Annotated in this window: 11 protein-coding genes, 1 tRNA gene and 2 pseudogenes; 8 read left to right on the top strand and 6 right to left on the bottom strand. The window is 36.2% G+C overall.

Features of this window, described 5'->3' with window-relative positions:
* Positions 1-230: 230 nt before the first annotated feature.
* Positions 231-496, top strand: a pseudogene (locus RHOW815_RS03540) (transposase family protein); the annotation flags it as partial.
* 163 nt (positions 497-659) lie between these two features.
* On the opposite strand, the gene dnaA reads toward RHOW815_RS03540, so the two are convergent.
* The 3 genes from dnaA to RHOW815_RS03525 form a co-directional block, all read right to left on the bottom strand.
* Positions 660-2003, bottom strand: a complete 1344-nt coding sequence (gene dnaA, locus RHOW815_RS03535; protein ID WP_215216970.1) for a chromosomal replication initiator protein DnaA — start codon at positions 2001-2003, stop codon at positions 660-662.
* 215 nt (positions 2004-2218) lie between these two features.
* Positions 2219-2614 (bottom strand): tetratricopeptide repeat protein, encoded by a 396-nt coding sequence (locus tag RHOW815_RS03530; protein WP_215216969.1) that lies wholly within the window; start codon positions 2612-2614, stop codon positions 2219-2221.
* 9 nt (positions 2615-2623) lie between these two features.
* Positions 2624-3130, bottom strand: a complete 507-nt coding sequence (locus tag RHOW815_RS03525) for a DUF5399 family protein (protein ID WP_215216968.1) — start codon at positions 3128-3130, stop codon at positions 2624-2626.
* 260 nt (positions 3131-3390) lie between these two features.
* Here RHOW815_RS03525 and RHOW815_RS03520 point away from each other — a divergent pair, with 260 nt between their 5' ends.
* The 6 genes and pseudogenes from RHOW815_RS03520 to RHOW815_RS09010 all read left to right on the top strand — a co-directional run bounded on the left by RHOW815_RS03520 (position 3391) and on the right by RHOW815_RS09010 (position 9375).
* Positions 3391-3888: a division/cell wall cluster transcriptional repressor MraZ gene (locus RHOW815_RS03520; RefSeq protein ID WP_215216967.1), complete on the top strand. Its 498-nt coding sequence runs from the start codon at positions 3391-3393 to the stop codon at positions 3886-3888.
* Positions 3878-4797: pseudogene (rsmH, locus tag RHOW815_RS09015) on the top strand (16S rRNA (cytosine(1402)-N(4))-methyltransferase RsmH). The gene RHOW815_RS03520 and the pseudogene rsmH overlap by 11 nt, the downstream one beginning before the upstream one ends.
* A 13-nt stretch (positions 4798-4810) precedes the next feature.
* Positions 4811-5173 carry a hypothetical protein gene (locus tag RHOW815_RS03510; protein ID WP_215216966.1) on the top strand — a complete coding sequence of 121 codons (363 nt, stop codon included), beginning with the start codon at positions 4811-4813 and terminating at the stop codon, positions 5171-5173.
* Positions 5173-7197: a peptidoglycan D,D-transpeptidase FtsI family protein gene (locus RHOW815_RS03505; protein ID WP_215216965.1), complete on the top strand. Its 2025-nt coding sequence runs from the start codon at positions 5173-5175 to the stop codon at positions 7195-7197. Before RHOW815_RS03510 ends, RHOW815_RS03505 begins: the two co-directional genes overlap by 1 nt.
* Positions 7185-8669, top strand: a complete 1485-nt coding sequence (locus tag RHOW815_RS03500; RefSeq protein ID WP_245397507.1) for a UDP-N-acetylmuramoyl-L-alanyl-D-glutamate--2,6-diaminopimelate ligase — start codon at positions 7185-7187, stop codon at positions 8667-8669. The genes RHOW815_RS03505 and RHOW815_RS03500 overlap by 13 nt, the downstream gene beginning before the upstream one ends.
* A gap of 13 nt (positions 8670-8682) precedes the next feature.
* On the top strand, positions 8683-9375 hold the full coding sequence (locus tag RHOW815_RS09010) for an N-acetylmuramoyl-L-alanine amidase family protein (RefSeq protein WP_215216971.1): 693 nt from the start codon (positions 8683-8685) through the stop codon (positions 9373-9375).
* Here RHOW815_RS09010 and RHOW815_RS03490 read toward each other — a convergent pair.
* Positions 9337-9410, bottom strand: a tRNA-Arg gene (locus RHOW815_RS03490). The two genes, RHOW815_RS09010 and RHOW815_RS03490, sit on opposite strands and share 39 nt — an antisense overlap.
* Before the next feature lie 90 nt (positions 9411-9500).
* Between RHOW815_RS03490 and gnd the strand changes: the two genes are divergently transcribed.
* Positions 9501-10934 carry a decarboxylating NADP(+)-dependent phosphogluconate dehydrogenase gene (gene gnd / locus RHOW815_RS03485; protein ID WP_215216964.1) on the top strand — a complete coding sequence of 478 codons (1434 nt, stop codon included), beginning with the start codon at positions 9501-9503 and terminating at the stop codon, positions 10932-10934.
* Here gnd and RHOW815_RS03480 read toward each other — a convergent pair.
* Positions 10931-12571, bottom strand: coding sequence for a phospholipase D-like domain-containing protein (locus tag RHOW815_RS03480; protein WP_215216963.1), 1641 nt, complete (start codon positions 12569-12571; stop codon positions 10931-10933). The genes gnd and RHOW815_RS03480 overlap by 4 nt on opposite strands.
* A 75-nt stretch (positions 12572-12646) precedes the next feature.
* A partial coding sequence (locus RHOW815_RS09300) for a transposase (RefSeq protein WP_502757465.1) occupies positions 12647-12903 on the bottom strand: 257 nt, incomplete at its 5' end.

The following is a 12903-nucleotide window of genomic DNA, read 5'->3' as shown; positions in this document are numbered from 1 at the left end:
AGGTGTTTTAGTAGAGACTCTGTTTGGTCTTGTGAAAGTTTTGATTTGCTACCGCCTCGAGGGCTACTTCCAGTTTTATTTTCGGAATCATATTTTTCATACTCAATAGCTTAACACAAAACAAAATATTTTTCTATACGATTGAATCGGAACCACTATATTCTAATATTTCCTGCACACTCTTTGTAAATCTTTCTCCAGAATATCCTCACTTTTGAAAAGATTTTAAACAGGCTCTAACAGATGGAGGGTATCTAGGACTTAAAAAGCTTCATGCTAAAACCCAAATGCCTAAAAGAAGAAGCAAGAAAAATCCTTTAACAAAACAAGACAAAAAAATAATCAATTCCTTTCCAAAGAACGTGTAATTAATGAAAATGCTATTGGTCTGCTTAAGCCATTCAAAATTTTAGCTGATCGTTATAGAAATAGACGAAAAAGGTTTGGTCTTCGGTTCAATCTAATTGCGGGCATTTATAATCTTGAGCTATGTTAATGGGTTTTGAAAGAGGTCTAATGTTTTAAGTGGGGGATTTTAAAGAAATGGAGTAGTGCAATATGGTTTCTACGATAGAGCACTTGCAAAATAGGCTTTTATAAAAGGGAAAAATTTTGACGTTTAACAGGGTGGAAAATAGCACACATAGACTTCAAGTCTTTTAAGCTTCTAAATTGCGTCTAGCCATATCGATTTGACGACGTAGTCTTTCATCTTTTTTCACAAGGCCTGCAATTTTTTTCCAGGCATGTAAAAGAGTAGAGTGAGTTTTGCCTCCAAAAGCAGAAGCAAGTCGCATAAGAGAATCATTAATGAGTTCTTTAGCAAGATACATAGCAACTTGTCTTGGAAAGGAAACATCTTTTGAACGAACAGAACTTTTTAAATCGCTAATGCGCACTCCAAAAATGGTAGCTACGCTTTTTAAAATGTTATCTACAGAGATCTTTTTATGTGAAGAAGTTTGAAATAACTCACCTAAAGTGCTTTCTACAACTTCTTGTGTGATATCAAGTTTCATCAAGCGACAATAAGCATTTAGGCGGTTGATAGCGCCTTCCAGTTGGCGCACATTGTTATAAATGTGCTCTGCAATAAAAAATGCAATTGATTGAGGAAGACGAAATCCTTTTTGTTCTGCTTTGTGTTGCAGGATTGCTACCCGTGTTTCTAAATCGGGGATTCCTACATTGGCTACAAGTCCCCATTCCATTCTTGCGATCAACCTTTCGGAGAGTTTGAGTTGTCCTGGAGGTTTATCACTAGTAATTACAATTTGTTTACCCTGATTGATTAAGCTCTCAAAAGTATTACAAAACTCTTCTTCGAAATTAGGGCGATTTTGCAAAAACTGAATATCATCTACAAGTAAAACATCTAAAGAGCGATAGAATCGTTTCATACGATCTAAAGACTTATTGCGTAAGTTATCAACTAGGTCATTAATGAAAGCTTCTGTGGTAATACAATAAACGCGTAGTTTTTTATGCCTTTCTCTTACTTGATGACCGATAGAATGCAAAATATGGGTTTTACCTAAGCCTACTCCTCCATGAATGAACATAAGGGTGTAAGATTTACCAGGACGAGTGGCAATTCCTACAGCAGCAGATTTTACAAATTGATTCGAAGGCCCTTCAATGAAATGCTGAAATGTATAATTGGGGTTGAGCTTTACCTCTAAGGCGTGTTGAGAAGAGGGAGAGGCTAGCTGGTTTAAAGGGATTTGTGGTAAGGGCTCTGCTTTTTTTGTCTCTGAAATGGTAAAAGATAAACTAAGTTCACCTGTTGCTTTTACTGATAGAAAAGAACTGAGTTCTTTTTTGTAATTATTAATGAGATATTCTTGAACAAAAATGTTTGGCACCTCAAGGCAGAGTTCTTCAGAGACCTCTTCTCGTAAGCGAATTGGAGCAAACCAATTCTGAAATTCTGTAGGAGAACATCGTTTTTCAACAGTCTCTAAAAATTCCGACCATGCTTCTTGCGGGGTTTTTGTCAACATAGATTCCTAATTAATTGCACTTATAAACAAACTTTCCACAGATACTTCTGAGCTATCTTTTATGTCGTCAAGTTAACATTGATGAACAAAGCTGGCAATAGATTTTTGCTCGATTTTGCGTGATCGAAGAGGTAAATAGTTAAGTCTCAAAAAGGCAAGATAAGGAAAAAAAATAGGATAAACTCTTTTATTTAAAAAAATGATTTCAAAGTGATTTAGCTATACGCCATGATAAGAGCTGTAGCTTGGTTTATCATTTCAGGATTTTGACTTCTTTCAAGTTCTTTAGCTTGAGCTAATGCTTGTTTTTTGTAACCTAAAGCGAATAGAACCTTTACTCGATTAAGTAAAGTGGGTTGGTGAAGTGGATCGAGTTTAAGCGCCTTTTCAATATAATTTAAGGCCATTAGGTTGTTATTTTTCTGTAGATATAAAGCACCTAAAGTTTGAAGGTCGTAAAGAGAAGAAGGAGATAAAGTGGTAAGCGCTTCAAAAAAAGTAATCGCAATATCGTATTTGCCTTGTTTAATATAAGAATAGCCGACAAAACGTAAATCGGAGAGCTCTTCTTCGCTCCATCCTAATATAGATATCCAATCAATTTGATTCATGGTTGTGATTTAGCCTTTGTGATATTGCCCTCTTCGAGCATTGATTTCTTGAATTTCTTTGTCTAAATGCATAATGGTTTGTAAAACAGAAACGAGTATTTTTTTTTCTTTCTCATGATATTCTTTTTCAGGATCGGAACGATTTGATTCTTGTTCTTGTTGCCGTTGTTGATTACCTCTTTTTTTTCTCGAAAAGGTTTTCAGAGAAAGAATCTTTTGCGTTTGCGTTTCATGTTTTTCTTCCGACCCTAAAGAAGGGATCAATTGAAACATAAAAAATCGTTTTTTTTGCTCAAAGTATCCTTTAGGAGGAGTGAAAGTTGCCCATGTTTGCTGTTTTTGAGGCTCGAGCAGAACTTCTAACTCTGTGAGAAAGAATGGATGGGTGATTTCTATTTCAGTCTGTTCTTGAATGCCTCGAGCTTCGACCAGTAGTTTTTGGTCGAGCTCTCTTAAGTCCTCTGCATACCGAGTTGAGACCTCTATTCCTAAGTTATCAATTGTACGTGGTGGCATAACCGTTTACCTAAAGTTGTTTTATGCTCTTATTATAAGAGATTTGCCATGTTGCGTTTAAATTATCAATAGATCGGTGCTTTTAGGATAGAAAAAATCTCTTTTCCACCAATTTCCCTTTAATAATAATTTATTTTTTAATAATTAACAATTAGCATTTTAGAACAATGTTTTTTACTAAAATTTACTTAAGATTCTTGCCAACTTTATGTTTTAGTGATAGATTGTGGGAAAATGTGGGAATGATAGGCAGTATCCCTATGCATAAGTTCTTTTTTAGTGGGTCAATAGCAACTAAAATTGATGAAAAAGGAAGATTTGTGCTTCCTCAAAGGATGCGCTTTGGTTTGGTGGAAAATGGTGTATTAGAGTTCAGTCTAGGTCTTGGATTAGGGGGGTGTTTAGCTATTTACCGTCAAAGCGATATCCAAAGAATTGTAGCTAAATTCCAGGAAAAATCACACTTAGGCAAATATCAGAAATTTTTCACGTTGTTTTTTTCCACACTGTACCAAACCACATGCGATAAAATCGGAAGAGTGCATACTCCATCAATGCTGAGAAAAGCAGTAGGGATTACCTCTGAAATTGTAATCGCAGGAGTTCTTAACAAAATTGAAATTTGGCCAAAAAAAGAGTACGACACGCAGATTGAAACGGTACTAAGCGGTAAAGACGTTGATATGAATTTGGCTAAATTAACAGAAGAAGCATTTGCTTTACTCGAAAAACCAGAAGAGGAAATGGATGACGCATAATCGACCGCAAACAGAACATGTTTCGATTTTGGTAGAGGAAATGTTACACTTTTTTCAAAATTCACAGCTATCTATTTTTTTTGATGGAACGCTGGGAGCAGGAGGGCATGCAAAATCCATTTTAGAGGCGCATCCAGAGATTCAGAGATTTATCGGTTGTGATAAAGACCCAGAAGCTCTTGAAATTGCAGCTAGAGTGCTTGAGCCCTGGAAAGGTAAGGTGGACCTTATTCAAGGGAATTTTGCAAGCCTTAATCAGTATTTAAACCAAAGAAACATTCAACGTGTGGATGGTTTTTTTTTGACCTAGGAGTGTCTTCTATGCAACTAGACAAAGGGCGTAAAGGTTTTAGTTTTTCAGAGGAGGGGCCTCTTGATATGAGAATGGATCCTTCATCTTCTCTTACTGCCATGGAAATTGTAAATCATTGGACAGAAAAACAATTAGGTGAGTTATTTCGCCTGGGTGAGGAACCGCGTTGGAAAAAAGCTGCTAGGGCAATTGTGGAGGAAAGACGCAAGAGAGTCATTAAAACCACAACTCAGTTGGCTGATACCATTTCCTCTTCTTTGAAGACGCTTTTGAAAGGTAAATTGCATCCTGCAACCCTGATTTTTCAGGCTCTGCGTATGTGTGTAAATCACGAGTTGGAAGGAATCACCGAAGGAATTACCAAAGCAATCCAATATCTTTCCTCTGGCGGTATCATGGGTGTTATTAGCTTTCATAGTTTGGAAGATCGTATCGTAAAGCATATTTTTAGACAAGCATCGGATCGTTCTAAGTCTCGTGTTTGTGAGCCTGTTTTGCATGTAATGACGAAAAAACCAGTAGTTCCTACTCAAAAAGAGATGCGTGTAAATCCTAGAGCTCGAAGTGCAAAAATGCGTGTAGTGGAGAAAATATAGGGATCAAGTAATCATGTTAAAGAGAGCATTCATTCAATTAGCTTGCTGTATAGGGGTTTTTGGATGTTGTCTTTGCTCTTATGTAAATACACAAAATGCAGTGACGCGACTGCGGTTAGAAATTCCTATACTCTCATCTGAGCTCAATAAACTAAAAGAACAAAATAATCGCTTAAAATATGAAATTGATCTTTTTGAGAGCCCTGAACATCTTATGCAGTTAGCGCGCTGCAGCGAGTTTAGTCATTTAAAATATCCAACACTGCAAGAAGTCTTTACCGTTTCTGAAACTGTTATCTTGCCAAAATCTCCTCTAGAAAAAGAGAAGAGCCTTCCTACTCTTAAATGGAATCTTGCGATTGGGGCTAAGCAATAATGTTGGATAACAATCCCTCGCCTTGGCTAGTAGCTTATAAGCGCCTAGTATGGGTTTTTGGAGGACTTTTTCTCTTATTTTCTATACTTATTCTTCGATTTTTTCATCTGCAAATTATTGAGGGAAAAAAATGGGAAAAAATGGCCCGCACTCAACATCAATTACTGATTACAGAGCCATGTAAAAGAGGCGTATTTTATTCTAATACAGCTTTAAAAAAAGGACATCCAGAGAACCCTCAAACTTTTGTCATCGATATTTTAAAATTCCATTTGTATGCTGATCCTAAATCCATTCCTAGTTCTCATCGAAAAGAAATCACAGATAAAATTGCTGATATTTGTCTTTTAAATAAGGCAGAAGCTGAAAAGCTCCAGGCATACTTGAATCTCAATACTCGTTCGCGAAAGCTTGCTATGTGGCTGAGTCAAAAACAAAAAAATATACTTCAAGAATGGTGGTTTGCTTTTGCTAAAACACATAAAATTGCCCAAAATGCACTCTTTTTTATTCAAGATTATCAACGCTCTTATCCTTTTGGAAAATTACTAGGCCAAGTTTTACATACGGTCAGACAAGAAAAAGATCAAAAAAGTCAGAAAAGCATACCAACTGGTGGCATGGAGTTATTTTTTAACACCATTTTACAAGGTAAAGAGGGAAAGCGTTATATTTTACGCTCCCCTCGTCATTCTTTAGAGACAGCAGAGGTCATTGCAGAACCAGAAAATGGAGCGGATATACATTTAACAATTAACCACCATTTGCAAGCTTTAGCAGAAGAAGAAATTTATAAGGCTGTAAAACTTGCTAATGCAAAGAGTGGATGGGCTGTTTTAATGGAACCGCATACGGGGGAAATTTGGACCTTAGCTCAGTATCCGTGGTTTGATCCACGAGATTGTCAAAAGTATTTTAATGATGAAAATCTGATAGAACATACAAAGGTAAAAGCTATTACAGATCCTTTTGAACCTGGTTCAACGATGAAGCCATTAACAGTAGCACTAGCTCTTAAAGCCAATTTGGAGCTGCAAAGACAAGGTAAACCCGCTTTATTTGCGCCAGAGGAAAAAATCAAAATTATAGGAAAAACCTTTCCTGGACGCAAAAAAAAACCTATTCGCGATGTACGCTCCCATTCTTATTTGAATATGTATATGGCACTACAAAAGTCTTCAAATATTTATATGGCTATTTTAGTGGAAAGGATCATTACAGAGCTTGGAGAGAAGTGGTATAGGGATGCTCTACAAGATATTTTTGGCTTTGGTCTAAAAACGGGGATTGAACTTCCTTCTGAGAGTACAGGGTTTCTACCTGTACCTGGAAAGAAATCGAAAAATGGAAAAACATACTGGTCTGTTCCTACACCTTATTCCATGGCTTTTGGTCATAATATTACTGCGAATAGCCTACAAATGCTACGAGCATATGCTATTTTGGCTAATGGAGGAAAAGATGTAAAACCTACCTTAGTACGTAAAATTACTCGAAAAAAAAAAGAAGGTTTAGAAGAAGTTCTTTTTGACAATACAACTCAGGAAAGAGTAAAAGGGTTCCCTAGGTTATTAGAACAAGAGATTATAGAACATGTTTTAAAAGCTCTAAAATATGTGACAAAACCAGGAGGCTCCGCTGCTAAAGCGGATATTTATGGATATACCGAAGTGGGAAAATCATCAACTTCTGAAAAAATTGTAAGTGGGGTGTATTCCAAAAAGAATCATATTTCTTCTTTTATTGGATTTGCTCCTGTTTCTTCTCCTCGCTTTGTGCTTTTGGTTGTGATTGATGAGCCTGAATACAAATATATTCCCGGAGTAGGAAGAAACCAGCACGGAGGTAGATGTGCAGCTCCTGCTTTTAGAGAAATTGGACTGCGCACATTAGAATATCTTGGTATACCTCCAGACGATCCCCATGGGTATTCCCCTCAAGATCCTCGATATGATAAAGAAAAAGGGGATTGGCTAAAAGAGAGTCGAACTTTACTGGAATTATATAAAAAATGGAACGGATAAAATTAAAAAATCTTCTTAAGCGCCTAAAAATAAAAACATATAAAGGTGTAAAAGACCTAGAGATTACAGGAATTTGTGCAAACTCTAAATTAGTAGCGCCTGGTAATCTATTTATTGCTAAAAAAGGTTTGTCCCTTAATGGAGCAGAATTTATTTCAGAAGCAATAGCTGCTGGAGCTACCGCTGTTTTAACCGATTTATATAATCCTTTTCTATCTGATGTAGTGCAAATCATCCACCCTGATGTGAATGCAATAGAGGCACTACTTGCAAAAGAGTATTATCATCTTGCTGATGAAAGGCTATTTCTAGTAGGTATTACAGGTACAAATGGTAAGACAACAACAGCTTGTATTGTTAAACATATTTTGGATAAGCTCGGCAGTTTATGTGGATTGATCGGCTCTATCGAGTGGATTATTGGAAAGCACCATTTCCCTGCAACCCACACTACACCTGATGTCTTAACTAATTTCAAACTCTTTAATGACATGACTCTTGCTAAATGTAAAAGTTGTGTGATGGAGGTGTCTTCACATGCTTTAGATCAAGGTCGGGTAAAGGAGATTGAATTTGATGTGGCTGTGTTTACAAATCTTGACCAGGATCACCTAGATTACCACATGTTTATACAAAACTATTTACAAGCTAAGCTTACACTATTTTCACAACTCAATCCCTTAGCGCATAAAGGGCCAAAAACAGCCGTTATCAACCTAGATAGTGTTTATGCAGAAGAAATTATGAAAAATACCAGGGCGCATCTACTCACTTACGGTATGGATTCTAGAGCAGACCTATATGCACATCAAATAAAGTTAACTCCAGAGGGCATAGAATGTTTCATTCACTACCAAGGAGAAAAGATAAAACTGGTCTCTCGTTTAATTGGTAAACATAATCTGTATAATCTTCTTGCTGCAGTAGGAGTTGGCTTGTCTCACGGATACTGTTTGAAAAAAATTATATATGCCCTAAAATCATTTAATCAAGTGCCAGGGCGTTTAGAAAAAGTAGCTAATTCAAGAGGTCTTTACATTTTTGTAGATTATGCCCATACGGAAAACGCTCTCGAATGTGTATTATCTGCTCTTAAAGAGATAAAGCAGGCTAAATTAATCGTGGTGTTTGGATGTGGGGGCAATCGAGACCGTCAAAAAAGAGCTAAAATGGGCAGTATTGCAGAAAAATTAGCAGATGTTGTAATTGTAACTACAGACAATCCTAGACAAGAAGATCCTCAAGGAATTATAAATGATATTTTAAAAGGGTGTAAAAATCCCAATGCTATATTGACGTTTTTAAATCGGAAAGAAGCCATTTTTTCTGCAATAGAAAAAGGCTCTTCTAAAGATATTGTATTAATTGCAGGGAAAGGACATGAAACCTGTCAGGTCTTTTCTCAACAATCTGTAGTATTTGATGATCGTTTAGTTGCTAAGCTAGCGTGTGAAACTGCAGTTTTCAATTAAGATAAGGAGTTATATGAAGAGATTTAGGTTTATACGCTGGAAGATTTGCGTAGGGTTTATTTTTTCTTTTTTATTTTTACCGGACGAATCCCATGCAACAGTAGCAGGATGTGTGAAGCCCCTTGTTATATTAGATGCTGGGCATGGTGGAAAAGATAGTGGGGCCAGCTTTGGCAACTTTTTAGAGAAGAGAGTGAATATCATTACTGCTTTACTGACAAAAAGGCATTTAGAGGGATTGGGTTATCGTGTAATAATGACTCGTTCTAAGGATATTTTTATCCCTTTAGTTCGGCGCGTTGAAATTGCAAGTCAGGTTAAGGGAGATATTTTTGTAAGTATCCACTTTAACTCTTCGAAAAATAGACAAGCAAAAGGAATAGAGGTTTATTATTATTCGTCAAAACTCCTTCCTCGTAATAGAGCTTCCCAACAACTTGCTAATTGTGTCTTAACTAGACTAATTGACCAAACAGAGGCTAATTCAAGAGGGATTAAAGCAGGTAATTTTCATGTTATTCGAGAAACCACTATGCCAGCTGTGCTTGTTGAAGGGGGCTTTATTACCAACATTCAAGAAAGACAGAAAATAAGACAAAAGACGTATCTTGATCAAATCGCCTTGGGAGTTGCGCAAGGGATAGATAAATATTTTAAGATGAACAAATGTCCTCGGCGCGATTTGAACGCACGACCTGCCGCTTAGGAGGCGGCCGCTCTATCCTCCTGAGCTACGAGGACAAAAGAGTAGTCTGTCTGAAGATTGAATAATTGTCATCCATTCTGTATACTAAAAAGCTTACATGAATAGAGAACTCTTAAGGAGTAATAATGGCTAAAGCTGATTTAGGGTTAATAGGATTAGCTGTCATGGGACAAAATCTTGTGTTGAATATGATTGATCGTAGCTATAGGATTGCTGTATTTAATCGCACCACTACAAAAGTAACAGAATTTTTATCAGGTCTTAAACAAGAAACCCAAATCATAGGAACATATTCTTTAAAAGAGCTGATCTCTAGTTTGAAAAAGCCGCGTAAATTATTATTCATGGTTAAAGCAGGTAGTCCCGTTGACGACCTAATCGATGAATGTCTACCTCTTCTAGAACAGGGCGATATTATCATCGATGGAGGCAATAGTCACTATCCAGATACAAAGAGAAGAACCGATTTTTTGCAAAAGAAGGGAATTCTATTCATTGGAGCAGGAATTTCTGGAGGAGAAAAAGGGGCAAGGTTTGGACCTTCGATTATGCCAGGCGGTAACAAGCAAGCATGGCCCATCCTTAAACAAATTTTTCAGAATATTTCTGCAAAGGCAAAGGAAGATGGCCTTCCCTGTTGTGAATGGATTGGGGAAGGAGGAGCCGGTCATTATGTGAAAATGGTGCATAACGGGATTGAATATGGGGATATGCAACTGATTGCAGAAGCTTATTTTTTGCTAAAGACATTTGTTAGTAATGATCCAAAGCAACTACATGATATTTTTGCAGAATGGAATCTAGGCTACTTGAATAGCTTCTTAATTGAAATCACAGCTAAAATCTTTTTGCAAAAAGAGCAAGATGGAACCCTGCTATTAGACCATATCCTAGATGTAGCAAATCAAAAAGGTACGGGGAAATGGACAGGTGTTAGTGCTTTAGATTTAGGAGTCCCTGTGAGCTTAATCACAGAAGCTGTTTATGCAAGATGCTTATCTTCTTTAAAAGAAGAGCGATTGCAGGCCCAGAAATTCTTTCCTCAAGTTACCAATTCTTATACCGGTACAAAAAAGCAGTTAGTTTTAGATATAAAACAAGCCTTATATGCCTCTAAGATTATCAGTTATACGCAAGGTTTTATGCTGATGCGAGCTGCTGCTAAAGAGATGAAATGGGATCTTAATTACGGATCCATAGCACTTATTTGGCGAGCTGGATGTATTATTAGAAGTGGATTTTTAAATGATATTAAAAAAGCTTACGATATAAATGCAGATCTACCAAGCTTGCTTTTTGATGCCTTTTTTAAAAAAGCAATTATCAATGCCGAGGTTTCTTGGCGTAAAGTAATCATTACCGCTGTACAAGCTGGAATTCCTATTCCTTGTTTTAGTTCAGCGCTTGCATTTTTTGATGGGTATCGCAGTGGATATCTTCCAGCTAATCTCATTCAGACGCAAAGAGACTTCTTTGGGGCACATACCTATGAGAGAACTGACAAACCGCGTGGGCAATTTTTTCACACTGATTGGAATAAAATAGAAGAAAGCTCTTAACCAACTAGAAAAGCGGATAAAGAGTGAATAATGGTACGTACAAACTCGGGGATGGTCAGCCTTGTTACCTTGGAAACTGGTTTAGAGTGATTTTCTTGATAATCTACTTTAATAGCTTCTAAAGTTTGTTCTGCAAATAAAGCGCTTTTTGCAATAAAATTGATTTCATGATCAGAATTTGGACCTAAGCTTTTGTAACCAAAGTTACTGCTTCCTGCAATTATGGTATCGTCTACGATAATCACTTTTTTATGCAGAGTGGTTTTGTGTACTTTGAATTCATAAATATTAATATGTTCTTGATATTCTTTATGCACTGCATTTTTAAATGCAATATAATTAAATCGGTTACGAGGACCAAAAGCTTTATGACCCATTGGACTATTCTTGTCATATCCATTGGTAATAAGATTAACAGGTATTCCGCGATTTGCTGCATTAACCAAAGCATCGAATATTGCTTGAGAGGGGTGAAAATACATATGATCAATCACAATGCGCGAAGTTGCTCGATCAAATTGCATAATTAATTCTTGTTCGAAAACATTGTTAGTGTTCTCTGGTCCAGTGAATAAGACTTTTGTGTTTACATCTTTATTCATATTCAAATTTTGATGAAATTGCTCAATCCTTGTATGAACAATAGGTGAGGATCGATTTATTGCTTGATCTAGAAGAATCTTTTCAGTTACGCTGCCCTGTTCTTGACTCTTATTATAATGCATCCATGCATAAGCCAATTGAATTGCCTCTATATGAACTCTACCTCCAACTCCTTCATATCCTTTTTCATCATAAAAGACAAAATCTTGATCGCGAAAGCTGCGAGGTAAAATTTTATGAAGCAATCCTGTTTTATGCGGAGTAAAAAAAGCTGCTTTATCATTTAGACCATCATCATAAGCATATTTATCCTCTATTCCGCTTCCTCCTAGTATAAAATATTTACCATAGTCAATAGACAGGATTTTAGAATGATTGGTTGAAAGCTTTACTTTTTCACCAATCGTCCATATATCAGGACTCTCTACTAATTGGAATCTATCGGAATAAGAAGCCATAAGATAACTAATTTTTTCACGATTAGATGGATCAATGAATTTATCCGAAGATAGAATAACTACTTTTAATTGAGATTTCTTTTCTAATTGATCTTTTACTATTGATAAGAGTTCATCAAATGCTTTCCCTCCACAATAATTACCAGATAAAACAATGTTATGATCAGCTGATTGAATAAGTGTTTTTTTCCATTCAAAAGATTCCATAGTATTTTGACAGGCAATTGCATTGCATGCACTAAATTGATTTTGAGCAATTGGCTGTCGAATAGATTGCATGAGCTCTTTGGCTAGACCTAGAAAAATGGTTTTTCTACCCCTAAGCAAAGAAGCTATAGTAGAAGCAGAATTTGAGAAGAGTTGTTTTGTATAAATGCAATAAGCAGACCCGCTAAAGCTTCCAATTGAGCCTGCTGGTATAATTTTTATAGAAAAAATAAATTTGAATATCTTTACAAGGCATAAAGTTTTTAAAACAAAAAGACAAGTTTTGTAAGCTAAAGAGGATTGTTGCTTATTTGTTTCTTTTTGATTTATAGATGGACCCGAACTATTGTTAATATTATTAATAATCATAAACATACCTCATTTAATGCTATATTATACAATTAAATAATAAATATTGCAATAAGCATATATACTAGTGCCGATTCAAACGGCTAGCTTAATGGGATTTAAGTCAACGACTTGAAACTTGTCGTTTATCCTACATTTCAAAATATCTGTTATTTTCGGTATCTCTTCTAAGAAGAATCCTCTAATTGCCTGAAAAAAAGTCACCGACGTTTCGTAATATCGATTGTATACCTTCTTTTCCTTTAAGATCTTCCACAAGCGTTCAATAGGATTCAAATTCGGCGAATAAGGAGGGAGATAGTGCACTTTAATCCTAGAAGACATCAGAAACT

The sequence above is a fragment of the Candidatus Rhabdochlamydia sp. W815 genome (genome assembly GCF_018642185.1).
Classification (GTDB): Bacteria; Chlamydiota; Chlamydiia; order Chlamydiales; family Rhabdochlamydiaceae; genus Rhabdochlamydia; species Rhabdochlamydia oedothoracis.
This window is presented reverse-complemented; position numbering and strand designations above follow the sequence as displayed.